This window comes from Streptomyces sp. NRRL F-6676 (assembly GCF_000725625.1).
Lineage (GTDB): Bacteria > Actinomycetota > Actinomycetes > Streptomycetales > Streptomycetaceae > Streptomyces.
The window spans coordinates 339933-366049 of sequence record NZ_JOHS01000010.1 but is presented as its reverse complement, the minus strand read 5'-3'; the positions used below and the strand labels follow the sequence as shown (position 1 = coordinate 366049).

23 protein-coding genes and 2 tRNA genes are annotated in these 26117 nt (G+C 73.1%); 4 read left to right on the top strand and 21 right to left on the bottom strand.

Going from position 1 to position 26117, the window contains the following annotated elements; translation table 11 throughout:
• Positions 1-145: 145 nt before the first annotated feature.
• From holA to leuS, 8 genes are all read right to left on the bottom strand, one after another.
• Positions 146-1138 (bottom strand): DNA polymerase III subunit delta, encoded by a 993-nt coding sequence (gene holA, locus IO29_RS10430; RefSeq protein ID WP_030381692.1) that lies wholly within the window; start codon positions 1136-1138, stop codon positions 146-148.
• A gap of 48 nt (positions 1139-1186) precedes the next feature.
• Complete coding sequence (locus IO29_RS10425; RefSeq protein WP_030381693.1) at positions 1187-1432, bottom strand: hypothetical protein; 246 nt, start codon at positions 1430-1432, stop codon at positions 1187-1189.
• 61 nt (positions 1433-1493) lie between these two features.
• A complete protein-coding gene (locus IO29_RS10420) occupies positions 1494-2375 on the bottom strand; it encodes a YceI family protein (protein WP_030381694.1) in 882 nt (293 codons plus the stop codon).
• Positions 2376-2616: 241 nt separating this feature from the next.
• Complete coding sequence (locus tag IO29_RS10415) at positions 2617-5166, bottom strand: ComEC/Rec2 family competence protein (protein WP_234307617.1); 2550 nt, start codon at positions 5164-5166, stop codon at positions 2617-2619.
• A 326-nt stretch (positions 5167-5492) separates the two neighbouring features.
• Positions 5493-6557 (bottom strand): helix-hairpin-helix domain-containing protein, encoded by a 1065-nt coding sequence (locus IO29_RS40195; RefSeq protein WP_420705392.1) that lies wholly within the window; start codon positions 6555-6557, stop codon positions 5493-5495.
• A 347-nt stretch (positions 6558-6904) separates the two neighbouring features.
• Entirely contained in the window at positions 6905-7750 is an 846-nt protein-coding gene (locus tag IO29_RS10405; RefSeq protein WP_030381697.1) for a DegV family protein, read from the bottom strand.
• A gap of 108 nt (positions 7751-7858) precedes the next feature.
• Positions 7859-8653, bottom strand: coding sequence for a hypothetical protein (locus tag IO29_RS10400; protein ID WP_030381698.1), 795 nt, complete (start codon positions 8651-8653; stop codon positions 7859-7861).
• A gap of 205 nt (positions 8654-8858) precedes the next feature.
• Positions 8859-11744 (bottom strand): leucine--tRNA ligase, encoded by a 2886-nt coding sequence (gene leuS, locus IO29_RS10395; RefSeq protein ID WP_030381699.1) that lies wholly within the window; start codon positions 11742-11744, stop codon positions 8859-8861.
• Between the two features lie 454 nt (positions 11745-12198).
• On the opposite strand from leuS, the gene IO29_RS10390 reads away from it, so the two are divergent.
• Positions 12199-13491 carry a ferric reductase-like transmembrane domain-containing protein gene (locus tag IO29_RS10390; protein WP_051707864.1) on the top strand — a complete coding sequence of 431 codons (1293 nt, stop codon included), beginning with the start codon at positions 12199-12201 and terminating at the stop codon, positions 13489-13491.
• Positions 13488-15119: an NADH-quinone oxidoreductase subunit NuoF family protein gene (locus IO29_RS10385; RefSeq protein ID WP_030381701.1), complete on the top strand. Its 1632-nt coding sequence runs from the start codon at positions 13488-13490 to the stop codon at positions 15117-15119. Before IO29_RS10390 ends, IO29_RS10385 begins: the two co-directional genes overlap by 4 nt.
• A 114-nt stretch (positions 15120-15233) precedes the next feature.
• Here the strand turns inward: IO29_RS10385 and IO29_RS10380 are convergent.
• The 3 genes from IO29_RS10380 to IO29_RS38860 all read right to left on the bottom strand — a co-directional run bounded on the left by IO29_RS10380 (position 15234) and on the right by IO29_RS38860 (position 15876).
• Positions 15234-15306 (bottom strand) — tRNA-Ala (locus IO29_RS10380).
• 159 nt (positions 15307-15465) lie between these two features.
• Positions 15466-15699: a hypothetical protein gene (locus tag IO29_RS10375; RefSeq protein ID WP_006137425.1), complete on the bottom strand. Its 234-nt coding sequence runs from the start codon at positions 15697-15699 to the stop codon at positions 15466-15468.
• 3 nt (positions 15700-15702) lie between these two features.
• Positions 15703-15876: a hypothetical protein gene (locus IO29_RS38860; RefSeq protein WP_199806918.1), complete on the bottom strand. Its 174-nt coding sequence runs from the start codon at positions 15874-15876 to the stop codon at positions 15703-15705.
• 346 nt (positions 15877-16222) lie between these two features.
• Between IO29_RS38860 and IO29_RS10370 the strand changes: the two genes are divergently transcribed.
• Positions 16223-16879, top strand: a complete 657-nt coding sequence (locus IO29_RS10370; RefSeq protein ID WP_030381702.1) for an eCIS core domain-containing protein — start codon at positions 16223-16225, stop codon at positions 16877-16879.
• A gap of 110 nt (positions 16880-16989) precedes the next feature.
• Here the strand turns inward: IO29_RS10370 and IO29_RS10365 are convergent.
• The 7 genes from IO29_RS10365 to IO29_RS38850 form a co-directional block, all read right to left on the bottom strand.
• A tRNA-Ala gene (locus tag IO29_RS10365) sits at positions 16990-17062 on the bottom strand.
• A gap of 76 nt (positions 17063-17138) precedes the next feature.
• Entirely contained in the window at positions 17139-17825 is a 687-nt protein-coding gene (locus tag IO29_RS10360) for a histidine phosphatase family protein (RefSeq protein ID WP_030381703.1), read from the bottom strand.
• On the bottom strand, positions 17822-18268 hold the full coding sequence (gene rsfS / locus IO29_RS10355; RefSeq protein WP_030381704.1) for a ribosome silencing factor: 447 nt from the start codon (positions 18266-18268) through the stop codon (positions 17822-17824). Before rsfS ends, IO29_RS10360 begins: the two co-directional genes overlap by 4 nt.
• A gap of 160 nt (positions 18269-18428) precedes the next feature.
• Positions 18429-20213: an LCP family protein gene (locus IO29_RS10350; RefSeq protein WP_030381705.1), complete on the bottom strand. Its 1785-nt coding sequence runs from the start codon at positions 20211-20213 to the stop codon at positions 18429-18431.
• Between the two features lie 16 nt (positions 20214-20229).
• Positions 20230-20904: a nicotinate-nucleotide adenylyltransferase gene (gene nadD, locus IO29_RS10345; RefSeq protein WP_030381706.1), complete on the bottom strand. Its 675-nt coding sequence runs from the start codon at positions 20902-20904 to the stop codon at positions 20230-20232.
• Between the two features lie 91 nt (positions 20905-20995).
• Positions 20996-21160: a hypothetical protein gene (locus tag IO29_RS38855; RefSeq protein WP_030381707.1), complete on the bottom strand. Its 165-nt coding sequence runs from the start codon at positions 21158-21160 to the stop codon at positions 20996-20998.
• Between the two features lie 159 nt (positions 21161-21319).
• Positions 21320-21478: a hypothetical protein gene (locus IO29_RS38850; RefSeq protein ID WP_030381708.1), complete on the bottom strand. Its 159-nt coding sequence runs from the start codon at positions 21476-21478 to the stop codon at positions 21320-21322.
• Positions 21479-21708: 230 nt separating this feature from the next.
• Between IO29_RS38850 and IO29_RS10330 the strand changes: the two genes are divergently transcribed.
• Positions 21709-22845: a M48 family metallopeptidase gene (locus IO29_RS10330; protein WP_033226287.1), complete on the top strand. Its 1137-nt coding sequence runs from the start codon at positions 21709-21711 to the stop codon at positions 22843-22845.
• 132 nt (positions 22846-22977) lie between these two features.
• Here the strand turns inward: IO29_RS10330 and IO29_RS10325 are convergent, their stop codons facing one another.
• From IO29_RS10325 to IO29_RS10315, 3 genes are all read right to left on the bottom strand, one after another.
• Complete coding sequence (locus IO29_RS10325) at positions 22978-24039, bottom strand: SCO2583 family membrane protein (protein WP_030381710.1); 1062 nt, start codon at positions 24037-24039, stop codon at positions 22978-22980.
• Between the two features lie 102 nt (positions 24040-24141).
• Positions 24142-24747, bottom strand: coding sequence for an SCO2584 family spore wall biosynthesis protein (locus IO29_RS10320; RefSeq protein WP_030381711.1), 606 nt, complete (start codon positions 24745-24747; stop codon positions 24142-24144).
• Positions 24748-24799: 52 nt separating this feature from the next.
• Positions 24800-26086, bottom strand: coding sequence for a glutamate-5-semialdehyde dehydrogenase (locus IO29_RS10315; protein ID WP_030381712.1), 1287 nt, complete (start codon positions 26084-26086; stop codon positions 24800-24802).
• Between the last annotated feature and the right edge of the window lie 31 nt (positions 26087-26117).

Here is a 26117-nt window from a genome sequence, read left to right as displayed (position 1 = left end):
GTGCCCGGGGGCCGGGGGCCGCTGGAGAGTTCGGGTGAACGGGGTACGTCGGCGGGTGCGGGTTCGCTGTGGCTCGTGGCGCGGTTCCCCGCGCCCCTGAGTCGGCCGGGGTCGCCCGGGGGCCACGGGACCTCCCGGCCCCCGTTCACCCCCGGCCGCGGGAGCGGGCCGCGCGGGCGATCGCGACCACCGCCTTCTCCAGGGCGTAGCCCACATCCTCCCCGCCCCCCTTCACTCCCGCGTCCGCCTCGGCCACCGCCCGCATCGCCATCGCCACCCCGTCCGGCGTCCATCCCCGCATCTGCTGCCGCACCCGGTCGATCTTCCACGGCGGCATCCCCAGCTCCCGCGCCAGATCCGCCGGCCGCCCGCCCCGCGCCCCGAGCAGCTTCCCGATCCCCCGCACCCCCTGCGCCAGCGCGCTGGTGATCAGCACCGGCGCCACCCCCGTCGCCAGCGACCACCGCAGCGCCTCCAGCGCCTCCGCCGCCCGCCCCTCGACCGCCCGGTCCGCGACCGTGAAGCTCGACGCCTCGGCCCGCCCGGTGTAGTACCGGCCGACGACGGCCTCGTCGATCGTCCCCTCCACGTCCGCGACGAGCTGCGACACCGCGGATGCCAGTTCCCGCAGATCGCTGCCGATCGCGTCGACCAGCGACTGGCACGCCTCGGGCGTGGCCGACCGCCCCTGCGTCCGGAACTCCCCGCGCACGAACGCCAGCCGGTCCGCCGGCTTCGTCATCTTCGGGCACGCCACCTCGCGTGCCAGCCCGGACTTGCGGGCCGCGTCCAGCAGTCCCTTGCCCTTGGCGCCGCCCGCGTGCAGCAGCACGAGGGTGATCTCCTCGACGGGCGAGCCGAAGTACGCCTTGAACTCCTTGACCGTGTCGGCGGAAAGATCCTGTGCGTCGCGTACGACGACGACCTTGCGCTCGGCGAAGAGCGACGGACTGGTCAGCTCGGCGAGCGTGCCGGGCGGAAGCCGGTCCGGGGTGAGGTCACGTACGTCCGTGTCGGCGTCGGCGGCCCTGGCGGCGGCCACCACCTCCCGTACGGCACGGTCGAGCAGGAGGTCCTCCTGGCCCACGGCAAGGGTGACGGGGGCGAGAGGGTCGTCTGTTGCGGTCTTCCTGGCCATCGCTCACAGCATCGCACGCGCCACTGACAACGCCCTCCGCGAGGTGGGCTACGGCTCCTCCCGCCAGCCCTCCCACTCGCCCGCGAACGCGTCCAGCTCCGCCGGGTCGAGCCGGTCCGCCTCGTCGCGCAGCACCAGCAGCCACTGCGCGTCCTCGGCGTCGTCCTCGCCGGCCAGCGCGTCCCGGACGAGCTGCGGCTCCTCGTCCAGCCGGAACCGCTCCCCCAGCGCCTCGGCAGCCTCCTCCGCGGCGTCGCGGTCGGGCAGCACCAGCACGTGTCTCACATCGCTCACGCCGCCATTGTCCGCGACCGCCGCCGCGCCGGGGCACGGCCCTCCCCGGCCGGGGCCCCGCTCAGCCCTGCTGCACGATCTGTATGTCCAGCTCGACCTGGATGCTGGGCCCGACCACCGCGATGCCCCGCGCCAGCATCGTCTGCCAGCTCACCGTGAAGTCGTCTCGGTGCAGCTCGGTGGTGGCCCGGCAGGCCGCCCGCACTTCGCCCTCCATGCCGTTGCCGAGCCCGAGGTACTCGACGTCGAGCGTCACCGTCCGCGTCACGCCGTGCAGCGACAGCGCCCCCGGCACCGCCCACCGCGCCCCGCCCCGGTGGACGAACCGGTCGCTGTAGAACTCCAGCGTCGGGAACCGCTCCACGTCCAGGAAGTCCGCGGACCGCAGATGGTCGTCGCGCATCTTGACGTTGGTGTCGATGGACCCGGCGTCGATCACCACGTGCAGCGCGGACTGCTCCGCCGGGTCGGCGATGCGGACGGCACCGGCGAAGGAGTTGAACCGCCCGTGGATCCGGGCCAGTCCGATGTGACGCGCGGTGAACCCGATGGAGGAGTGCGCCGGTTCGACCGCCCAGTCACCCGTCGCCGGCAGCTCCGGCGGCCGGGACACCTGGAGGATGACGTCGCCCAGCGAGGCCAGCGTGTCCGCCGCGACGACGGCGTTCCCCCGGAAGGGCGCGTACCCCTCGGCGGACACGGCCAGCCGGTACTCCCCGGCCGGCACCGTCGCCAGGATCTGCCCGTAGGGGTCCGTGCCCCCGCTCACCACCACGCGCCCCATGGCGTCGGTGACCGTGAACTCCGCCTGCGGCACCGGCTGGTCGACGGGATCGAGCACACGGCAACTGACCACCCCGGCATCCGGCGGCGTCCGCACGGAGGCGAGCGGGCCGCTCCGCTGTCCCCGGTTCGATCGGTTGCCCAGCCAGCGGACCCTCATCGACAACACACCTCTGCACGACGTGACTACATCTGTTACCGAAGATACATTCGATCACTGTTGCGGCTTTCGAGGCAACTCGGCGCCACATCGCGGGAATCCGGCAGATACGCCGGGTTCTGCGCACAGGAAACCCACATCACCCCTTTTCATCCCGCTCGCGGGGGCGCCGTGACACGGCCGGCGCCCGTTTCCGGTGCTGCGGCAGCGGCGCGGGAGCGCCCGGCCCGGCCCCGTGACCTCAGTCACGCGCCACCGCCAGCCGGTCGCCCTCACCGGTGACCGCGACCGCGCCGTCCTCGTCCGTGCGCAGTACCGTCGCGCCCTCCGCCCGCAGCGCCGCGACCGTGCTCGGGGCCGGGTGGCCGTAGGGGTTGTCCCGGCCGCAGGAGATGAGGGCGAGGCGTGGGGCCACCCTGCGTATCAGGTCCGCGTTCTGGTGGGCGCTGCCGTGGTGCGCCACCTTCAGGACGTCCACTCCGTTCAGCTCCTGGGCGGCGGGGGAGGTCAACAGGGCCTGCTGGGCCGGGGGTTCGAGATCGCCGAGGAGCAGCAGACGCAGTCCGGCCGACTTCACCAGCAGGGTGACGCTGGCGTCGTTGGGTCCGTCCGGCTCCGGCGCGGGATCCGGAGGTGGCCAGAGCACCTGCCAGGTGAGCGCCCCGGCCCGCCGCTGTTCCCCCGCCACCGCGCGGGTCAGCGGAATGTGCCGGGCGGCCGCCACGGCCCGTACCCACAGCGCCTGCTCGGCGGGCTCGGCGAACCCGGTCGTCTCGATCGCCCCCACCGCACGGCCCCGCAGCACACCGGGGAGACCGGCCACGTGGTCGGCGTGGAAGTGGGTGAGCACCAGCAGCGGAACGCGGGTGATGCCGAGCGCGCTCAGGCACCGGTCCACCAGCACCGGGTCGGGGCCGGCGTCCACGACGATGCCGGTGCCCTCACCTGCCGCCAGGACCGTCGCGTCGCCCTGGCCCACGTCGCACATCGCGTACCGCCACCCCGGCGGCGGCCACCCCGTGATCACCCTGGTCAGCGGTGACGGCCGGACCACCACCAGGGCGAGGAACAGCGCGGTCGCGGCCGCGAGCCAGGGCCGCCGCAGGATCCGCCGCCCGACGGCCACGACACCCGCCGTGACCACCGCCAGCAGCAGCGCCCCGGTCCAGCTGCCCGGCCAGTCCACCCCCGCGCCCGGCAGTGACGCCCCGGTGCGGGCGATGTCCGCGATCCAGCCGACGGGCCACCCCGCGCACCACGCGAGCCCCTTGGCGAGGGGCATCGCCACCGGCGCCGTCGCCAGGGCCGCGAAGCCCAGTACGGTGGCCGGGGCGACCGCGAACTCCGCGAGCAGATTGCACGGCACCGCCACCAGGCTCACCCGGGCGGACAGCACCGCGACCACCGGGGCGCACAGTGCCTGCGCGGCTGCCGCCGCCGCCAGCGCCTCGGCCGGGCGCGGCGGAACCCCTCGTCGCCGCAGCGCGGCACTCCACCGGGGGGCCACGGTCAGCAGCGCGCCGGTCGCGAGCACGGAGAGCAGGAAGCCGTAGCCGCGGGCCAGCCACGGGTCGTACAGCACCAGCAGCAGCACCACCGCGGCCAGTGCCGGGAGCAGCGATCTGCGGCGCCCGGTGGCGAGGGCGAGCAGGGCGACCGCGCCGCAGGCCGCCGCCCGCAGCACACTCGCGTCCGGCCGGCACACCACGACGAAGCCCAGCGTGAGCACCCCGCCGAGCAGCGCGGTCCCGCGCAGCGGGATGCCGAGCCGGGGGGCGAGCCCGCGCCGCTCCGCGCGCTGGGCGAGCCCCGGCGGGCCGAGGAACAGGGCGAGCAGCAGCGTGAAGTTGCCTCCGCTGACCGCCAGCAGATGCGTGAGGTCGGTCGCCTTGAACGCGTCGTCCAGTTCCGGGGTGACCCGTGCGGTGTCCCCGACGACCAGTCCCGGCAACAACGCCCGCGCGTCCGGGTCGAGGGCGGCGGTCGCCTCCCGGAGCCCGGCCCGCAGCCGTCCCGCCCAGCGCTGCGGTGCCGAGGGCGCCCCCACCGTTTCGGGCGGCCCCTTCCCCCGTACCCGCAGCACGGCCGCCACCCGGTCCCCGCCGGACAGCGCCGGCGCGAGCCGTGCGACCACCCTCAGCCGGGTCGACGGCAGCAACTCCAGCCAGGGCGACCGCCGGTCACCGCCCGCGCCGGGTCCTGGCTCGGGCGTCCCGGCCCGAGCCGCGCCGGCCGCCGCCTCCCTCGCCGCTGTGCCGGTTCCGGCCGTCCCGGCCCCGGTCGCGCCGGCTCCCGCCTCCGCCGTACCGCTTCCTCGCCCGGCCGACCCGGTCCCCTCGGCCGTGATCCGGTGGCCGCGGGCGTCGACCAGGAGCAGTACCGGGGTACGGACCGCCGCCGTCGTGCCGTCCGGTCTCGTCAGCCGCCGTACGTCCGCGTGCAGCAGCACCGCGGTCGGTGCCGCGTGGTCGCCGACGACCTTCGGGCGGACGAGCCGTGGGTCGGAGGTCAGTTCGACCTCCACGGTCACCGTGGCGTAGTGCCGGGCGAGGCCGGGAACCGGGCCGCGCCGCAGGTCCGCGCCGTGCAGCCCGGCGGAGGCGGCGGCCGCGGCGACGCACAGCAGTACCGCGGCGACGGGCACCACGGGCCAGGCGGCCCGCCGCGACAGCAGCAACCCGGCGGCGACCAGCACGCAGCCGACGGCCACGCCGGTGACCCACCCCGGCGGCGCGGTCAGCGCCCAGGCCGCCGCCGCCCACGCGCCCAGCGCCGGCGGCACCAGCCGCAGGTCCGCCGGGCCCCGCTGCCGGGGAGACGCCTCTCCCAGCCGCCCGCCTCCCGAAGCCTCCCCGCGCCGACCACCCGTCGGAGCCTCCCCCCGCCGACCACCCGCCGGGACCCCTCCGAGCCGGCCTCCCGCCCGGGCCTCCCCGGCCCGCCCGGTGCCGGTCCGCCCGGTGCCGGTCCGCCCGGTGCCGGTCCGCCCGGCGCGGAGGCCGCGTGCGGCTCCCGTCCGGCCGGGCCGCGTCCGGTCCGCCGGGCTGCTGCCGCCCGGGGGCCGGGGGCGAGAGCCGCGCACCGGCACCGGTCCCCGCGCCGCCGTCCGTGGTGTGCTCATGGCCGCACCAGTTCCCGCAGGTCCGCGAACCGCCGGTCCCCGATGCCGGTCACCTCGCGCAGTTGGTCGACCGATGTGAAACCGCCGTGCTGCGTGCGGTAGTCGATGATGTGCTGGGCGAGGACCGGGCCCACGCCCGGCAGCGTGTCCAACTGGTCGGCGGTGGCCGCGTTCAGGGACACGGGGCTCGCCGGTCCCGCGCCGCCCGGTGCCGCTCCGGCGCCTTGGGAGCCCGGCGCGGGCGCGGCACCGGGCGCCGGGGCGGGTGCCGGCCCGCCGACCACGACCTGTTCGCCGTCCACCAGGACCCGGGCGCGGTTCAGGGTGCCGAGGTCCGTGCCGGAACGCACTCCACCGGCCGCGCGCAGAGCGTCCGCGACCCGGGAACCCGCGGGCAGCCGCTGGACGCCCGGGTGCCGCACCTTGCCGCTGACGTCCACGACGACCGTCGCACCGGGGCTGCTCCCCGCCGCCGTCGTCGCGAACGCTCCCGGAGCCGTGGCATCGCGGGCACGTGGCGAGGGCCCCGCGCTCGCTCCCGTGCCGTCGCCGCCGTGCCCGCCGTACGGGACCGCCGCCCGTACCGGCCGCGGTGCCGTGACCTCCTCGGTGCGGCCGGACCAGAAGTGTCCGCCTGCGAGGACCGCGGCCACCACGAGCAGGACGGCGAGCGCCGCCAGGCTCCCGCGTTCCAGTCCGCACCGGGTCCGCAGCCACAGCGGCGTCCGCTCGCGCACCGCGAGCCCCACCCGCTCCCGCCATGTCGGCCGGGGTGCTGCGTCCGTTCCGGGTACGTCATCCGTATCGGGCACCTCGGCCGCGGCCGTGCCCGTGCTCCTTCCCCGCTCACGGCCCACCGGCGGCTCCGCCGCCCCGGGCGGTCCGTTCCCCGCCTCGTCCCGCTCCGGTTCCGGTCCCGCCTCCGCCTGCGTGAAGAACGGGTGCGTCCCCGGCGGCGGCAGCCGGTCCTCGGTCGGCGGCGCCGGCACGGGTGGACGACGGTCCGCCACGGCTCCCTCCGTGAAGAGGGCCTCCGCGCGCACCCGCAGTGCCTCGGCCACCGGGACATCCCGCTGTCGTTCGCGCGGACGCCGGCCGGAACCACGCCATACGGAGTCACGCGCGCCGGAACCACGCCATGCGGAACCCTGCCGCCCGGTAGCGCGCCGCGCGGCACGATGCCGGGCGCGGCCGTCGGAGCCCGGGGCACGCCCCGGACCACTGGTGAGAGTCGCCGTACGTGAAGGTGATCGAAGTGCCATGCGGGCAGGATCGGACAGACCGCGCCAGTCGCGATGATCTTGGTCAAATCCCGTGGATTACTCGCCGGTTGTGGATATCTCCGTCACCCGCGAGGGTGACCGGCATCAACCCGACGCCGACCGTCGCACACCACCACCGCCCGACGTCAACGGTGCGACACGACCGCACCCAGCAACCCCGGTCCCGTATGCGCCCCGATCACCGCGCCGACCTCGCTCACATGCAGCTCCGCAAGACCAGGGACCCGCGTCCGCAGCCGCTCGGCGAGCGCCGCCGCCCGCTCGGGCGCGGCGAGATGGTGCACCGCGATGTCGACCTGCGCGCCGGCGGCCCGCTCGGCCACGATCTCCTCAAGGCGGGCGATCGCCCGGGAGGCCGTGCGGACCTTCTCGAGCAGGTCGATACGGCCGTCGTCCAGCTGGAGCAGCGGTTTGACGGCGAGGGCGGAGCCGAACAGCGCCTGGGCGGCGCCGATCCGGCCGCCGCGCCGCAGATAGTCGAGGGTGTCGACGTAGAAGAACGCGGAGGTCCCGGCGGCCCGCTTCTCCGCGGCCGTGACCGCCTCGTCGACCGTGCCGCCCGCCTCCGCAGTCTCGGCCGCGGCGAGGGCGCAGAAGCCGAGCGCCATGGCGACCATGCCGGTGTCCACGACGCGCACCGGCACGGGCGCCTCCCGCGCCGCCAGCACGGCGGCGTCGTACGTGCCGGAGAACTCGGAGGAGAGGTGGAGGGAGACGATGCCGGTGGCTCCCGTCCCGGCGACCTCGCGATAGGTCTCCGCGAACACCTGGGGGCTGGGCCGCGAGGTGGTGACGGACCGTCGCTTCTGGAGTGCCTCGGCCAGGGAGCGGGCCGAGATCTCGGTCCCCTCTTCGAGCGCCCGGTCGCCCAGCACCACGGTCAGCGGCACCGAGGTGATGCCGTGGCGCTCCATCGTCCACGGCGGCAGGTAGGCCGTTGAATCGGTGACGATCGCGACATGGCGGGACATGAGCTGGAGGTTACCTGCCGTGGCGAACCGGAGGCAGCCCGACCCCTTCCGCCCGCGGTGACACCGACGGGATCACGTCAGCGGCCGGGCGGCGGCCGGGGGCGCCGGTCATGTCGTCGTCTCGGGACGGGGCTTCTTCTCCCAGGGGTAGGCCATCCGCGGCCCGGACGGCGGCGCGACGGCGGGACGGACCGGCCGCTCCGCCTCCGACGCGGAGGCCTTCGACACGGGCGCGGACGCCTTCGACGCAGACGGCCCCGACGCCTTCGACGCCGGATCCTCGGCGGACGCCGCCGAGCCCGGCTCCGGCGCCGCCCCCGGCGTCGTGCCCGACCACGGCCCCGGCCCCGGCCCCGGTTCCTTCGTCCAGTGCCTGAGCGCCCCCGCCTCGATGTCTATCTGGCCGCTCAGCGTCGACAGGTCGTCCTCCGTGAAGCGGCGGGCGCGCTCGTGGGCCGCCCAGCGCAGGGAGTCGGCGGACTTCGTGATCCGCTCGGTGCGCTCGCGCAGCTCTGGCAGGCGCCGGGCGAGGCCACTGCGGTCGGGATCGCCCTCCAGGCGCCGGAGTTCGTCGTCGAGTTGCCGGCCGTGACCGCTGAGCCGCTCGAAGAGGCCGAGGGACTCCTTGAGCGACGCGTCCTCGACGGCCCCCGCCTCCAGCGCCTCCTGGGTGGCGCGCAGAGACGTGCGCAGCTTCAGCCTGAGCTGTGCCAGCTCGCCCGCCGGACCCGGCAGCGCGAACGTCCTGGCGCGCAGCGTGGTGTCCTCGACGGTGCGCCGGGCCTGGGTGAGCGTCCGGTCCACGCCGCGCTTCGCGGCGCCGACCGCCTTGACGGTGGCGTACGCGCCGAGGGCGACGAAGAGCACGAAGAGCAGTGCGACGACCGCGATGACCGTTTCCACGGCGCTCCTCCTCCACGCAAGGGTGCACGGCTGCTCCGCCGCTCTTCCACGGTAAACGCACCGGGCAGGCCCCGGGTTCCCGCGGAACCCCGAACCTGCCCGTAGGGGTTCACCCCCAGACGCAACGCCCATGCGTGCCGCCAGGGGCTCACCCCCGGACACACGCCCACGCATGCCGCCACGGGCTCACCCCCGGACGGCACAGCTACGCCGGAACGATGTTCACCAGCTTCGGCGCCCGCACGATCACCTTGCGGATGTCCGCCCCGCCCAGCGCCGCCACGACCTTCTCGTCGGCCAGCGCCACCTTCTCCAGCTCGTCGTCAGAGATGGACGGCGAGACCTCCAGGCGGGCCTTGACCTTGCCCTTGACCTGCACCACACACGTGACGGTCTCGTCGACGACGTACGCCGGGTCGGCCACGGGGAAGTCCTGGTGGACCACCGAGTCGGTGTGGCCCAGCCGGCGCCACAGTTCCTCGGCGATGTGCGGGGCCAGCGGCGCCACCATCAGCACCAGCGGCTCGGCCACCGCGCGCGGCACCGGCCCGCCCGTCTTCGTCAGGTGGTTGTTCAGCTCGGTGACCTTGGCGATGGCGGTGTTGAACCGCATGCCCTCCAGGTCCTGGCGCACGCCGTCGATCGCCTTGTGCAGCGCGCGCAGCGTCTCCTCGCCGGGCTCGGCGTCCGCGACGGTGACCTGGCCGGTCGCCTCGTCGACGACGTTGCGCCACAGCCGCTGCAACAGCCGGAACTGCCCGACGACCGCACGCGTGTCCCACGGCCGGGACACGTCCAGGGGGCCCATCGCCATCTCGTACAGGCGCAGGGTGTCGGCCCCGTACTCGGCGCAGATCTCGTCCGGGGTGACCGCGTTCTTCAGGGACTTGCCCATCTTGCCCAGCAGCCGGGAGACCTGCTCGCCCTGGTAGTAGTAGGCGCCGTCGCGCTCCTCCACCTCGGCGGCCGGCACCGCGATGCCCCGGCTGTCGCGGTAGACGTAGGCCTGGATCATGCCCTGGTTGAACAGCTTGTGGAACGGCTCGGCGGAGGAGATGTGCCCCAGGTCGTACAGGACCTTGGACCAGAAGCGGGCGTACAGCAGGTGCAGCACGGCGTGCTCGGCGCCGCCGACGTACAGGTCGACGCCGCCGTGCGGCATGCCCTCGCGCGGGCCCATCCAGTACTGCTCGATCTCGGGGTCGACCAGCTTCTCGCTGTTGTGCGGGTCCAGGTAGCGCAGCTCGTACCAGCAGGAACCGGCCCAGTTGGGCATGGTGTTGGTCTCGCGGCGGAACTTCCGGGGCCCGCGTCCGTCGCCCAGGTCCAGGGTGACGTCGACCCAGTCCTCGTTGCGCGACAGCGGGGTCTCGGGCTGGGTGTCGGCGTCGTCCGGGTCGAAGGTGCGGGGCGAGTAGTCCTCGACCTCGGGCAGTTCAAGGGGCAGCATCGACTCGGGCAGCGGGTGGGCGATGCCGTCCTCGTCGTAGACGATCGGGAAGGGCTCGCCCCAGTAGCGCTGGCGGCTGAACAGCCAGTCGCGCAGCCGGAAGTTGACGGTGCCCTCGCCGACGCCCTCGCGCGCCAGCCACTCGGTGATGCGGGCCTTGGCCTCGACGACGCCCAGGCCGTCCAGGGTGATGGAGTCGTTCGCGGAGTTGACGAGTGTCGCGTCGTACGAGGCGAAGGCGTCCTCCCACTCCGTGGTGTCGGTGCCGCGGCCGTCGGTGGGTTGCACGACGCAGCGGACCGGCAGCTCGAAGGCGCGTGCGAACGCGAAGTCACGGGTGTCGTGGGCGGGGACGGCCATGATCGCGCCGGTGCCATAGCCCATCAGGACGTAGTCGGCGATGAAGACGGGGACGCGCTCGCCGTTGACCGGGTTGGTGGCGTAGGCGCCGATGAAGACGCCGGTCTTGTCCTTGGCCTCGGCCTGACGCTCGACGTCGGACTTGGACGCGGCCTGCGCGCGGTAGGCGGCGACGGCCTCGGCGGGGGTGGCGTGACCGCCGGTCCACACCTCGTGGGTGCCCTCGGGCCAGGCGGCCGGGGTGAACTTCTCCACCAGCGGGTGCTCCGGCGCCAGCACCATGTAGGTGGCGCCGAACAGGGTGTCGGGGCGGGTGGTGAAGACGGTGATGCGCTCGCCGTCCAGGGGGAAGTCGACGCGGGCACCCTCGGAGCGGCCGATCCAGTTGCGCTGCTGGAGCTTGATGGCCTCGGGCCAGTCCAGCTCGTCCAGGTCGTCCAGCAGCCGGTCGGCGTAGGCCGTGATCCGCATGTTCCACTGGCGCAGCTTGGACTTGAAGACCGGGAAGTTGCCGCGCTCGGAGCGGCCGTCGGCGGTGACCTCCTCGTTGGCCAGCACGGTACCCAGCCCCGGACACCAGTTCACGGGCGCGTCGGAGGCGTAGGCCAGGCGGTACTCCCCCAGGACGTCGGCGCGCTCGGCCTCGCTCAGCGCGCTCCACGCGCGCGTGGTGCCCGGTACGGGCCGCTCACCGGACTCGAACTGTTCGACCAGCTCGGAGATCGGGCGGGCCCGGCGCGCCTGCTCGTCGTAGTAGGAGTTGAAGATCCGCAGGAAGATCCACTGGGTCCACTTGTAGTAGTCCGGGTCGATCGTCGCGAAGGACCGGCGCTTGTCGTGGCCCAGGCCCAGCCGGCGCAGCTGGGAGGTCATGTTCTCGATGTTGGCCTCGGTGGAGACCCGGGGGTGGGTGCCGGTCTGCACGGCGTACTGCTCGGCGGGCAGGCCGAAGGCGTCGAAGCCCAGGGTGTGCAGGACGTTGTGGCCGGTCATCCGCTGGAAGCGGGCGTAGACGTCGGTGGCGATGTAGCCCAGCGGGTGGCCCACGTGGAGGCCGGCGCCGGAGGGGTACGGGAACATGTCCATGATGAACTTCTTGGGCCGGGCGGCCAGGGCCGGGTCACCGGCCAGGTCGCCCTTGGGGTTGGGCGCCTCGTACGTGCCCTCGGCGGCCCAGAAGTCCTGCCAGCGTGCCTCGATGTCGGCCGCCATGGCGGCCGTGTAGCGGTGCGGCGCTGCCTCCGCCGGCAGGGCGGCGGCAGCGGGGTTCGTCTCGCTCATGATCCTCAAAGCTCCATCGATCGTCTGCGCCCACGGCTGCGGATTCCGGGAACGGACTCCCGGAAACGAAAAAACCCCTCGCACAGGAGGGGACGCCGCGCCGATTCCGACCGTCTCACTTGCCGGTCGGGACTGATCAGCGCGGCTCGCTAAGCAGAAGGCGTACGGCACGCATGGCGACAGGGTACCGCAGCGGCCGAGCGCCCCGCGACGGACTCCCGCCCGCCGGACACTCCCCCCGGCTCCCCGCCCGTGGCCCCGGCACCGGCACCGGCCGGGAAAACCTGAACAATATTCAATTGTTACTTCGCGTAATGCTCTCTAGTGGGACAACGCACACCCCTGGAGACCCTTGGATAACAAGGCAATAACTCAAACCTCGTACCGCTCGGTTTGGAGCCGCCTTAGAGTGCACCGGCGGGACCGCTTTACCGAACCGCTCGGAGTCGCCCCCATGAATCCTCGTCGTAGTGCCAGCTCGCTGCCCAGGCCAGGCCGTTCGGCCTACGGGCCGGCGAGCGCCGTCGTCCTGCTGCTGATACCCGTCGTCGTGCTGGCCGGCGGGAACGCGGTACGGGACTTCCTCAACTTCGGCGCCGGCGTGCTGTCGCTGGTCGCCCTCTCCTGCTCGGTGATCTGGGGCCTGATCGCGACCGACCGCATCTTCCTCAACACGCGCCAGCGCATCGTGGCGCAGGCCGTGCACCGCACGACGGCCATCTCCTCGGTGGCCTTCCTGCTGCTGCACGTGACGGTCAAACTGGCGCTCGACCACACGCGGTTCATCGCCGCGGTGATCCCCTTCAGCCTCGGCTTCACCGGCATCGCCGGGCTCGTCGGCCTCGGCTCGGCGGCCGGACTGCTCATGATCTTCACCGCCGTCACCGGCGCCCTGCGCAGCGTCTTCGCGTCCCCCGCGCCGGTCGCCGCCCGCTGGCGGGCGATGCACATGCTGGCCTACCCCGCCTGGTGCTGCGCCCTGGTCCACGGCCTGTACGCGGGCCGCGCGGTGAAGTCTCCCCTCTTCACCGTCCTGTACGAGCTGTGCCTGCTCGGCGTCATGGCCGCGCTCGCCCTGCGCAGCGCCCCGCGCCCCTTCAAGCGCAAGGTCGCCGACCGGATCGTCGCCCTCATCGGCACCGACAACCGGATCGGCCGCGAGGGCCTGGAGGCCAGCCGCGCCCGCAACGCCGAGACGGCCGCCACGGCGGGCTTCGCGTCCCGCTCCGGCCGCCGCTCCCCCGGCGCGGCCGGCCCGGCGGGCGCCGGCGCCACCGGGCCCGCGCCGCGCTACGACACCTCCGGCTTCCGCGCCATGAGCCCGGAGCCCGGGAGCGGCTTCGCGGCCGCCTACCGGACCGTCTCGAACACCCCCCGGGCACAGGGCACCTTCACGGACGCCACCCAGCGCATGGACGTGCAGGGCACCGGCCCGCTGCCGCGCATGGACGGCGGCGCCCCGGCGGGCCCGCGCTGGCCCGCCCCGTCCCCGCCGCCGGTGGGCGAGGCCCCGCCCTCCGCGTACGACCCGATGACCGACACCTTCGCGGGCGGGATGACGTACCAGAGCGGCTACGAGAACTCCTCCGGGACTTTCTCGGCCGCGGGTGAGTCGAACACCCCCTTCGGTACGTACAACCCCGATGACACGTACAACAGCGGTCCCGCCAGCGACACCCTGCCCGGTGCCTTCGACGCCCCGGGCTCCGGAGAACCATGGAACACGCCTTCCGGAGGCTTTAAGTGAACGAGGCCCTGCCCGACGTCCCCGAGGTCCGCGTCGTCGGACTTCCCCAGCTCACGTCGGGCTTCGACCTTGTGGAACGGCTCGATCTGCCCATGCATCTGAAGGTGCACGGGCCGCTCGAACCGATGGGCGGCGAGCAGCTCGCACAGCTCGCCGAACAGATATCCCTCAAGGGAAGGGGCGGCGCAGGCTTCCCCTTCCACAAGAAGCTGCGGTCGGTCGCCGAACAGGCGATCCGCCGCGGCACCCGGCCGGTGGTCGTGGTCAACGGAAGCGAGGACGAACCCGCCTGCCGCAAGGACACGGTGCTGATCAACCGGGCACCGCACCTCATCCTGGACGGCGCCCTGCTGGTCGCCGAGGCCCTGGGCGCGCGCACCCTGGTGGTGGGCGTGACCCGGGAGTCCACCGAGCGCTCGATGGAGCAGGCGCTCTCCGAGCGCGGACTCGGCGACCGGCGCGGCGCGGCCATCCGCGCGCGCGTGCAGCGCAACCCGGTACGGATGGTGACGGGCGCCGCCGCCTCGCTGATCCGTTCGATCGACGGCGGCCCGGCCATCCCGCCGGGCCGCAAGATCAGCGCCTCGCAGAGCGGGGTGGGCGGCGCGCCCACACTGCTCTCCAACGCGGAGACGTTCGCCCAGCTGGCGATCGCCGCCCGCATCGGCCCGGACCGCTACCGCAACACCGGCCTCTACGACGAGCCGGGCACCGTGATGCTCACGGTCTCCGGCGCCGTCGCCCGCCCCATGGTGATCGAGGTCCCCACCGGCGTGCCCCTGCGGTACGTCCTGCAACTGGCCGGCGCCCCGCCGGTACCGCAGGGCGTGCTGACGGGCGGTTACCACGGCAAGTGGATCGACGCGGCCACGGTCGACGAGGCGATCGTCTCGCGCAACTCCCTGGACGCCGTCGGGGGTTCGCTGGGCGCGGGCGCCATCCTGCCGATCCGTCAGGAGACCTGCCCGCTGGGCGAGTCGCTGCAAGTGGCGAAGTGGCTGGCGGAGGAGAGCGCGGGCCAGTGCGGCCCCTGCTACCTCGGCCTACCGGCCGCCGCGCGCGGCATGGAGGACATCCTCAACGGCGGCGGTCCCGCCGCCCTGGAGGCCCTCAAGCAGGTCGCCAAGGCCGTGAAGCGACGCGGCGCCTGCTCGCACCCGGACGGCTCGGCGATGTTCCTGGAGTCGACCATCAAGGCGTTCACGGACGACCTGGCCGCCCATGTCCTGGGCAACGGCTGCGGACGGCCCGTGGAGGGCGTACTGCCCCTCTTCGAGGACGGCAGGGCGCCGACCGGCATCCCGGGCGGCGGCCAGGCCGCACCCGAGGCGGGCGACAGCCGGCAGAAGATCTACGTCGACTGGACGCTGTGCCGGGGCCACGGACTGTGCGCGGACATCCTCCCCGAGGTGTTCGAACTCGGCGCCGACGGCTTCCCGACCGTCGCTCAGGCCCCCGTGCCCCGGTACGCCGAGGCGAAGGCGCTGCGGGCGGTACGGCGGTGCCCGGCGCTGGCGCTGCGCATCGAGGAGGACACCCGCTCCTCGGCGCCGTCCCGCAATCTGCCCGTCCTCTCCCAGGGCCGCGGTGGAGGCCGGGGCCGGCGGGCGCTGGGCAGCGGCCGCTGAGGTCTTGAGGGGGCGGTCTCCGGCGGCAGCGCGGCCGGGAACCGCTCCCGTCCTCTTTCACCCATGCGAAAGGCGGGCCATCCGTTCCGGATGACCCGCCTCATCTTCTGTGTGTGGAGCTAAGGAGAATTGAACTCCTGACCTCCTGCATGCCATGCAGGCGCTCTACCAACTGAGCTATAGCCCCGTACGGTCACGCGGTGAAACCGCGTTTCCGAGCGGTCCGCCCGGTCTCCCCGGCGGCGACGCCAACATTACACGGTCCGGGGGGTCGACCACCAAATCGATTCCGGTGCCCGCGGGCGGCCGGAACGAGGGCCCGGGCGGCGGGCGCGGCCCCGCGGGCTCAGGCCGTCGCGAACGAGTAGAACCGCTTGAGCGTGCAGTGCTCGTCGAGCAGCCGGCCGTAGATCGGCTCACCCTCGAGTTCGCGGTACGTCTCGATGGGGTCGCCTTTTATGATCAGCGCCCGCGCGCACTCCTCGCACCAGTACTGGTAGTCCTGGTTCACCGGCTCCATGTCGCGGACGATCGGCGTGCCGCTGCCGCACCAGTCGCACTTACGCCTGTGTGCACCCATCGATCAGCTCCAGCTGTGGCCGCAGGCCGTGCACACGTAGGAAACGCCGCCGTTGTCGCCGAGGACCTGGGCGACGTGGGACGAACCGCAGGAAGGGCAGTCCAGGGAGGTGGCCTTCTTTCTCGGCACCGCCACTGCGAGGAGGCCCCGGACCTCCCCGCGGATGCTCGCAGGCATCGCCACTCCCTCCCGTCGGGCCGCGCTCCCTTCCGGCCGTTTGATTCTGCCACGGCCGGGCCAATACGGTCAGCGACGCCTTCGTACCAGTCCGGACACGGCACCCCGGACACCCGCCGCGACCGGCGCGTACGTCCGGATGAGGAGCGCGTCCGCAGAGATATACGCCCGCAGAACCCGAAGTGACTCAAGCCGGTCCGCACGAGTGTGCGGAGAGTGCTCTACCCCGCTCCGCTGCCCTTGATTCCGGGGAGCGGTTCCCCGAGGACTGCCCCGGAGGCCGGTCCGCGCGCCGCCCGGTGCGCCTACCGTGAGAGCTTTCCTCCGTCATCGGAAAGGTCCGCGTATGCGCGCCAACGAGTCGCCGGCCGAGCACACGTCCGAGGCTGCCCGAGCCCTGCCCCCCGGCATCACCGCACGGAAGCGGGACACGGGACGGGCCGCCGACACGGCCGGGCACGGCGATCCCGCGTCACCGCACACGATCCGCGCCCTCCAGCGCAGCGCGGGCAATGCCGCCGTGACGCGGATCGTGCAGCGGCGACGGGAGGAGGAGCGGCACACGCACGGCGCCGGGTGCGGGCACGAGCAGCCCGCGCCGGTCCAGCGGCGCTCCATCGTGGACAAGGTGCTGAGTTCTCCCGGGAGGCCGCTGCCCGAACCCGTGCGGGAGGACATGGAGAGCCGCCTCGGCGCGGACTTCTCCGATGTGGTGCTGCACACGGACAGCCTCGCCAAGGAGTCGACCGTGGAGTTGGATGCGACCGCCTGGACCTCGGGCAACCACATCGCCATGAATACGCCACGCATCGACCCGCATACTCTTGCGCACGAACTCGGGCATGTGAAGCAGCAGCGCCAGGGGCCGGTGGCGGGCACGGACATGGGTGACGGGACGAAGGTGTCCGATCCCTCGGACGCCTTCGAGCGGGAGGCCGAGGCCAACGCGCGCCGCGTCATGTCAGGACCGGCGCCCAGCAGCTGGCAGGACGGTCAGGAGTAGGGGGAGGAGACCGGGGCGGACTGATGAGGTCCGCCCCGCTCGGGACACACATGAAGCGGGGGGCCCGGGCGATGCCCGTGCCCCCCGCTTCACGAGAGTGTTGAAATATGTGGAGCTAAGGAGAATTGAACTCCTGACCTCCTGCATGCCATGCAGGCGCTCTACCAACTGAGCTATAGCCCCTTGTCGTTCTTCCCGCTCGGCGGGCGAACAAGAAGAACTTTAGCCTGCGACCAGCCGGAAAGTGAAATCCGGTGGTTCAGACGTCGTCGCCGAGGACCGGCTCCGGGAGGGTGCCCGCGTTGTGCTCCAGGAGGCGCCAGCCGCGGGTGCCCTCGCCGAGGACGGACCAGCAGCAGTTCGACAGGCCGCCGAAGCTCTCCCAGTGGGGCGACTCCAGGCCGAGCAGCCGCCCGATGGTGGTGCGGATGGTGCCGCCGTGGCTGACCACCACCAGCGTGCCGTCCTCGGGCAGCTTCTCGGCATGCCGCAGCACGACGGGGGCGGCCCGGTCGGCGACCTCCGTCTCCAGCTCGCCGCCACCGCGGCGGACCGGTTCGCCGCGCTTCCACGCGGCGTACTCCTCGCCGTGACGGGCGATGATCTCCTCGTGCGTCAGCCCCTGCCAGACGCCCGCGTAGGTCTCGCGCAGCCCCTCGTCGTACGCCACGTCCAGACCCGTGAGCGCGGCGAGCTCGCCGGCGGTGGCGGCGGCCCGCCTGAGGTCGGAGGCCACGATGGCGTCCGGGCGCAGGGAGGCGAGCAGCCGGGCGGCCCGGCGGGCCTGGCCGACGCCCACCTCGGTCAGTTCGACGTCAGTGGAGCCCTGGAAGCGCCGCTCCACGTTCCACCGGGTCTGGCCGTGCCGCCACAGGATGACGCGGCGTCCGCGGCCGGGCCGCCGGCCGGCGTCGCCGCCCGGGCCGCCGTCCGTGACGGGGTTCACCGCAACTCTCCGCCGAACTCCGCCGCCTCCTCGGCCGCGCGCAGCTTGGCGTGCTCCTCGGCCTTGCCGCGGGTGGCCCGGGCGTCCTCGGGGAGGTCGAGCTCGGGGCAGTCCTTCCACAGCCGTTCCAGGGCGTAGAAGACGCGCTCCTCGCTGTGCTGGACGTGCACCACGATGTCCACGTAGTCGAGCAGCACCCAGCGGGCCTCGCGGTCGCCCTCGCGGCGTACCGGCTTGGCGCCGAGTTCCTTGTTGAGCCGTTCCTCGATCTCGTCGACGATCGACTTGACCTGGCGGTCGTTGGGCGCGGACGCCAGCAGGAAGGCGTCCGTGATCGACAGGACGTCGCTGACGTCGTAGGCGATGATGTCGTGCGCGAGCTTGTCGGCGGCCGCCTGGGCGGCGGCGTTGATGAGTTCGAGAGAGCGGTCGGTAGCGGTCACTGCGCGGCTTTCCGTGTCGGCGGTCGGGGCGGTGCGGGGGCCCGGGGCCGCACCAGGCGGCGACCGCCCGCACGGGGTATCACTCCCCAAGGGTCTCACGGTCCGCCGGGGACCCTTGGCGATTAACGGACCGCCCCGGGGGGCCGGGGCGGTCCGGGGCTCATGTCGCCGGCCGGTAGTCCTGGCCCAGCACGACCGACACGTTGGCGCCAGAGGTGACCGTGCCCTTCGTCACGGCACCGGTCGGCAGTCCCAGGGTCTTGGCGACCTCGGCGGCGTTCTCCTTGTCGGCGGCGTCCTCGTAGGTGACGGCGGACGTGGCCCGGGCGGTGTCCGTGCCGGCGTCGAGGAAGGTGTAGCCGCCGTTGACGAGGGTCACGCGGGCCTTCTCGGTGTCGTCCTTGTCGCCGGTGGCGTTCTTGATGCCGACGCGTACGGCGTCCCCGGCCTCCGGGCTCTTCACCGTGCCGCCGAGCAGCTTCTTGACCACACCGTCGGCGGCCGAGTCGTCGACGCTCCCGTCGGCCCGCACCGGCACCATGTCGGTGGTGTAGTCGCCCTCCTTGGCGTGCGCGGCGAGCTTGGCGAGGAAGGCGCCGAGGTCCTTGTCGGTCAGGGAGGGGTCGAGGATCTGGGCGAGGGTCTGCACGGTGGTCGTGGCGGCGCCCGCGTCGGAGGACAGCTTGCGCAGCACGCCCTGCATGACCTGCCCGAACCGCTTCAGCTGGACGTCCTGGGACTCCCCGGAGGCGCGGTAGGTGGCGTAGGCGACGGCCATCCTGCCGCTGAGGGTCTGGCTCTCGCCCTTGTGGACGAGGATCTCGGCGTCCTTCTTCTTGCTGCTGGGGTCGGGCACGTCGGCGTCGGTGTCGACCTCGATGGTGCCGACCAGCTCGACGAGGTTGTTCAGGTACGGGGTGTCCAGGCGCCAGGTGCCCTCGATGTCGGTGCCGAGGACGGTGTCGAGTTCGTCGCGGGTGCCGGTGGAGCCGTCGTCGTCGACCGACTTGGCGAGGGTGGTGGTGGACCCGTCGTCGGAGGTCAGGGTGAGGGAGTTGGGCAGGAGCACGGTGGCGCCCTGCTTGGTGGTGGTGTTGTCGACGAGGAGCGCCGTGGAGGTGCCGCCGCCCCTGGTGTTGTGCAGGTGGACGACGATGACGTCCCGGCTCTGGGCGCCGGCCGCGGTCGTGGCGCCGGCGGTGCCGTCGTCGGAGGAGCCGCCGGTCAGCTTGCCCGCGTACCAGAGGTAGCCGACCCCGCCGACGGCGACGAGGGCGAGGACGACCACGAGGGCGACGACACGGCTGCGGGCGCGGCGCTTGGCCTCCTCGCGGCGCTCGGTGCGGTTCTCGGTGAACTTGAGCCAGTCGATGACGTCCTCGGAGTCGCCGTCGGGCTCCTCGACGAAGGCGAACTGCTCGGTGCGGTACTCGGGGGCGGCGTCGGGGTCGGTACCGGGGTCCGGCTCGGTCTTCCCCCGCGTCTCCTGGGTGACCGGGTCCGCCGGGCGGGCCTGCTGGGGGATGTGGGCGGTCCGGTCGGCACCCCGGCCGGCCGGCTGCCCGTAGGGGTCCTCGGGGGCGCCCGGGGCGCCGCCGGTGGTCCCGTACGGGTCGTAGGCCCCGCCGTACGAGGAGCCGCCCGCGCCGGTGTCGTACGGCGCGGCCTGCTGCTGGGGGGCGGCGGCGTACGGGTCGTAGCCGTAACCGGAGTAGTCCTGCCGGCCGGACTGGCCGGAGTAACCGGTCTGGTCCACGTGGCCCGACCGGCCCGACTGGTCGGCGTAGCCCTGGGATTGCTGCGGCGGGCGGCCGGCGTAGGGGTCGTAGCCCTCGGGTGCCCGGGGCGCGGGCACCTGCCGGTACACGGGCTGCCCGAAGTCGTCGTAGCCGACGAGCTCGTACTGGTCGCCGCCGCCCGCGTATCCGTCGTATCGGTCGTTCACCGGTGCCCCTCTCGGCTCACTCGCCGCGGTACAGCTGGCGTTTGTCGATGTAGCGCACCACGCCGTCCGGCACCAGGTACCAGACCGGCTCGCCGCTCGCGACCCGCGCGCGGCAGTCGGTGGAGGAGATGGCCAGCGCCGGGACCTCGATCAGCGAGACACCGCCCTCGGGCAGGCCCGGGTCGGTCAGGGTGTGGCCGGGGCGGGTGACGCCGATGAAGTGGGCGAGGGAGAACAGTTCCTCGGTGTACCGCCAGGTGAGGATCTGTCCCAGGGCGTCGGCACCGGTGATGAAGAACAGGTCGGTGTCGGGGTTGAGGGCGCGCAGGTCGCGCAGGGTGTCCGTGGTGTACGTGGGGCCGCCGCGGTCGATGTCGATGCGGCTGACCGAGAACTGCGGGTTCTCGGCGGTGGCGATGACCGTCATCAGATAGCGGTCCTCGGCCGGCGTGACGTGCCGGTCGGCCTTCTGCCAGGGCTGGCCGGTGGGGACGAACACCACCTCGTCCAGATGGAACTGCGCGGCGACCTCGCTGGCGGCGACGAGGTGTCCGTGGTGGATCGGGTCAAACGTTCCGCCCATGACGCCGAGACGGCGTTTGCCCGGATTCGACGGTGCGTTGCCGGGGCCGCGCCGGGCCACGGGGGCCGCGCCGCTCGCCGGACCGGTAGGCATGTCCTGCTCTCCCATGCGTGCAGACCCTACCGGCCCGTCCCACGAGCTCCGTCCGACGGGCGTCCCTCGAGCCATGTCATGGCCGGGACCACACTGCGCCCGGGGTTCAGCGGTCGCGGTTGAACCGGGTGGTGATCCACAGCAGCAGGAGCAGGATGAACAGGGCCGCGCCGCCCGTCACGGCGGGGTTGAGGCTCTCGTGGTTGCCACCGTGCTCCCCGCCCTCGGCGGCGAGAGTGACCAACTGGGCTGCGGTGCTGGGAAGGCTCATCTTCGGCAGACCTATCCGGTGTGGGCGGAATAAAGACGTCGCCTCATCGTATGCGGGGGCCTGTGCGCGCCTCACGCCGACTCCACCGTTGGGGCGGGCGCGGGGTCCGAGGGGCCGCTCCGAACGCCTATTCGGGCAACCGTTCGGGGCTGGTACGCGTCAGTCGTCGTGTCGGCCGTAACCGCGCAGCACGAACCAGGCGGTGAAGGCGCAGCCGACGACCATGACGATCAGTACGACGCGGAGGAGGTATCCGGAGCCCTGCCGTGCGGCGGCGTCGGCCGCCCCGGTGAGCCAGGCGGCGGGGATGTGCTCCATGGATCGCTCCTTACGGGTGTGCTGCCCTGCCACGGTAACTCCGCCTAGGCTGGGTCCCGCTCCGGGGGCGCGGGGAGGGCGGGTGTTCTTGTACGGCTCCCACCGGATTCTCACCCCGGTTCACACCTTCGACGACGCCTCGATCCTTCCGATCCGCACGATTCTCCCGATTCTCCCGAGACTCACGACGACCACCGCACAGCAGGCAGCGACAGGGCAGCCATCGACGTATGGGGGACCACATGTCCGACGACAGCCGACCGAACGGATCCCACGGGCACGAGAAGGTGCCCAGCAGGCAGCGCAGGCGTTTCCCGGGGATCTCCTCGCGCGCGTACGAACATCCGGCGGACCGTTCGGCCCTGGTGGCCCTGCGCAAGCTCAGCGGCTTCGACACCGTCTTCAAGGCGCTCAGCGGCCTGCTGCCCGAGCGCAGCCTGCGGCTGCTGTTCCTGTCCGACTCGGTACGGGTCTCGGACGCGCAGTTCGCCCACCTCAACGACATGCTGCGGGACGCCTGTTACATCCTGGACCTGGAGAAGGTCCCGCCGATGTACGTCACCCAGAACCCGCAGCCCAACGCGATGTGCATCGGCATGGACGAGCCGATCATCGTGGTGACCACGGGGCTCGTCGAGCTGCTCGACGAGGAGGAGATGCGGGCGGTCGTCGGGCACGAGGTGGGGCACGCGCTGTCCGGTCACTCCGTGTACCGCACGATCCTGCTGTTCCTCACCAGCCTCGCGCTGCGGGTGGCCTGGATTCCGCTGGGCAATCTCGCGGTCATGGCGATCGTGACCGCGCTGCGCGAGTGGTTCCGCAAGTCGGAGCTGTCGGCGGACCGGGCGGGGCTGCTGGTCGGGCAGGATCTGCGGGCGTCGATGCGGGGGCTGATGAAGATAGCGGGCGGCAACCATCTGCACGAGATGAACGTGGACGCGTTCCTGGAGCAGGCGGAGGAGTACGAGGCGGGGGGTGACCTGCGGGACTCCGTGCTGAAGATCCTCAACGTGCTGCCGCGGTCGCATCCGTTCACCACGGTGCGGGCGGCGGAGCTGAAGAAGTGGGCGGAGTCGCGGGATTACCAGCGGCTGATGGACGGGCACTATCCGCGGCGGGCGGAGGACAAGGACGCGTCCGTGTCCGACTCCTTCCGGGAGTCGGCGGCGCACTACGCGAGCAATGTGAAGAGCTCGAAGGATCCGTTGATGAAGCTGGTCAGCGATCTCGCGGGCGGGGCCGGGGGGATCGGCGGGCGCGTGCGGCGTGGGTTCGACGGGTTCACGTCGACTCCGTCGAAGGACGCGCCGCCGAAGGACGCGGCCGGGGATGCGCCGGGGCGCGATGACGAAGAGGGCGAGGGGTAGCGGGGGCGGGTGGGGAGTGCGGGTGGGTGCGGGCTTCTCGCGCCCCCGCGGCGGAGCCGCGCGGAGGACACAGCGCCGCGCAGAGGAACAGCTCCGCGCAGAGGACACAGCTCCGCGCCCCGTGAGGGGCGCCTACGGTGCCGTCGTGGACAGCGTGCCGCAGAGGGCCGTGGCCGTGCCGGTGGCGTAGGGGTTGGTGCCGGCGGGGGTGCCGGGTTTGGGGGTCTGGCCGGCCAGGAGGGGGAGGAAGTGGTCGGCCGGGTCCTCGGCGCAGGAGAGAGGCCCGGCCTGGACGTAGGAGGCGGTCAGTTCCGTCTGGTGCAGCCGCAGGTCGCCCCGGTCGAAGTGGAACGTCAGTTCGCGCCGCACGGTGAACAGCGAGGCCTTGGCGCCGGCGCCGGAGCCGGTCGGGCGCAGGGCGTACACCAGGGTGTGGTCGGCGACGACCTCCAGCACGTCGGAGGCGGCCTCGGTGGCCCGCAGGGTGCCCCGTACCCGGATGTCGCGGTCGGCCAGCTCGGCGCGGGAGGGGTCGAAGCGGATCAGCCAGCCGGTGGGGGCGTGCCGGCCGTCCGCGGCGGGGTGGTCGAAGCTCCGGTCGAACTGTTCGAACTGCTGCGGGTCGAGGAGCAGCCGTACGGACCGCACGGCGCCGCCGGTGAGGACGTCCGGGTCGAGCGCGGAGTCGACGAGGTAGTCCTTGGCGGTGGTCAGCGCGGAGAGGACCTGGCTCTCGGTGAAGTGCGCGGTGCGCCGTACGGCCGGCAGGGTGATCCCCTCCGCGCCGTGGCGGAACCGGGCGGCCGGGCTGCCGGCGAAGAGCGCCTCGGCGTCGGCGGAGCCGGGGACGGCGGAGCGCGGGGCCAGCGGGATCACCGTCGTCCGCAGCGGCTGGGCGGGCCGCGCGACGGGCTTCTGGTACGGGTGGCGGAAGCCCATGTAGATCGCGGTGCCGAAGGCGAGCGCGATCAGCAGGACGAGGAACAGCGCCTGCCGGGAGAGCCCGCGCCGCAGGACGGCGGGGCGGCGGCGCACGGCGGGGGCGTGGTCGGAGATCCGCTCCCGCGCGGAGAACTCCTGGAGGCGGGCAGCGCGGACGAACGATTCGTCGAAGACGACGGATCGGTACTCGTCCTCGCCACCGCCGGGGGCACCCTCGGGGGTCCCCTCGGGTGGGTTTCCTGGGCCGCCCATACTTTCAGGGTAGGTCTCGCGGAGCTCCGGTAAACGCCGTGCTACGAGACAAGTTCTGTCAGGTCCCGGCCAGTTGTGGGGACGGTCGCGCGCCCGGTCGGCTCAGGGTGCGGGCGGTACCGCGGAGACCGCGGGCGGGGAGAGCTCGGCGGACGTGCCGGCGTCCGCGTCGGCGCCCGTGCCCCGGCCCTGTTCCAGTCCCGTCGAGGCGGGCGGCGGGACCTGGTCCCGGCGGTCCGGGGAGGACGAGCCCCGGTAGACGGCGGCGAACGCCAGTGCGACCATGCCGACGCCCATCACGAGGGCGAGCATCCAGGCCACCGGGCGGTGCCAGCGGGCGTGCTTGCCGTACAGCCGTCCCCGGACGCCGTACCGGCCGCCGAGGAGGCCGCTGTCGTCGAGGTCGTCGAAGTCCGGGCCGTGGCCGGTGCCCCGGCCGTAGCCGTCCTCGTAGTCGTCGTAGTGATCGTCGTCGCCCAGGGCGCCCCTGGTGTGCGCCCGGCGGGCCTCGGCCTCCTGGGCCTCGGCGCGGGCCTGTGCGGCGGCGAGGAGGCGTTCCACGGCCGTCGGCTCGTGGACCACGGCGGCGCGTACGAAGGACTCGTCGAAGACCACGGAGGCGAACTCTTCGTCCGTCGCTCCGCGGTCGTGGTCGTCGTCGGGCTCCCAGCCGTCAGGGAACGGCGTGCCCCCCACGTCCTCCGGCACGGATCCAGAGTAGTCCCGGGGGGTCGATTTGGGCAGGGCGCACGACAATTCGTCAGCGTCGTACGTGGCCGTCGCCCGTGACGACGTACTTGGTGCTGGTCAGCTCCGGCAGGCCCATGGGGCCGCGGGCGTGCAGCTTCTGCGTGGAGATGCCGATCTCGGCGCCGAAGCCGAACTGGCCGCCGTCGGTGAACCGGGTGGAGGCGTTCACGGCGACCGCGGCCGCGTCCACCAGCTGGGTGAACCGGCGGGCGGCCTGCTGGGAGTTGGTGACGATCGCCTCGGTGTGCTTGGAGCTCCACAGCCGGATGTGGGCCACGGCCTTGTCCAGCGAGTCGACGACGCCGGCGGCGATGTCGTAGGACAGGTACTCGGTGTCCCAGTCCTCCGCCGTGGCCTCGACGACGGTGGCCCGGGAGTCCTTGGCGTACGCCAGCACGCGCGTGTCGCCGTGGACCGTGACCCCGGCGTCGGCCAGCGCGTCCAGGGCGCGGGGCAGGAACTCGGGGGCGATGTCCTGGTGGACCAGGAGGGTCTCGGCGGCGTTGCAGACGCTGGGGCGCTGGGCCTTGGAGTTGACCAGGATCTCGACCGCCATGTCGAGGTCGGCGTCGGCGTCCACGTAGACGTGGCAGTTGCCGGTGCCGGTCTCGATCACCGGGACGGTGGACTCCTCCACGACCGTACGGATCAGGGAGGCGCCGCCGCGCGGGATCAGCACGTCGACCAGGCCGCGGGCGCGCATCAGCTCGCGCACGGCGTCGCGGCCCTCGCCGGGCACGAGCTGGACGGCGTCGGCGGGCAGCCCGGCCCCGCCGACCGCGTCGCGCAGCACACGCACGAGGGCGGTGTTCGACTCGTACGCCGAGGACGAGCCGCGCAGCAGCACCGCGTTGCCGGACTTCAGGCACAGGGCGGCGGCGTCGACCGTCACGTTCGGGCGGGCCTCGTAGATGATGCCGACGACGCCGAGCGGGACGCGGATCTGGCGCAGGTCGATGCCGTTGGGGAGGGTGGAGCCGCGGACGACCTCGCCGACCGGGTCGGGCAGCGCGACCACGTCCCGTACGTCGGAGGCGATGGCCCGCACCCGCTCCGGGGTGAGGGTGAGACGGTCGACGATGGCCTCGCTGGTGCCGGCCGCGCGGGCGCGCTCGACGTCCTTGGCGTTGGCGGTGACGATCTCGTTCGTCCGGACCTCCAGCGCGTCCGCCACGGCGAGCAGCGTGTCGTCCTTCACGGCGCGCGGCAGCGGGGCGATGTCGGCGGCCGCGGCCTGCGCCCGGTAGGCGGCGCGGGCGACCGGTGACATGGAGTCGTACGGCGAGAGCGTGGTCATGGGAAAAGCGTAGTGCGCCGGGCGGGCCCGG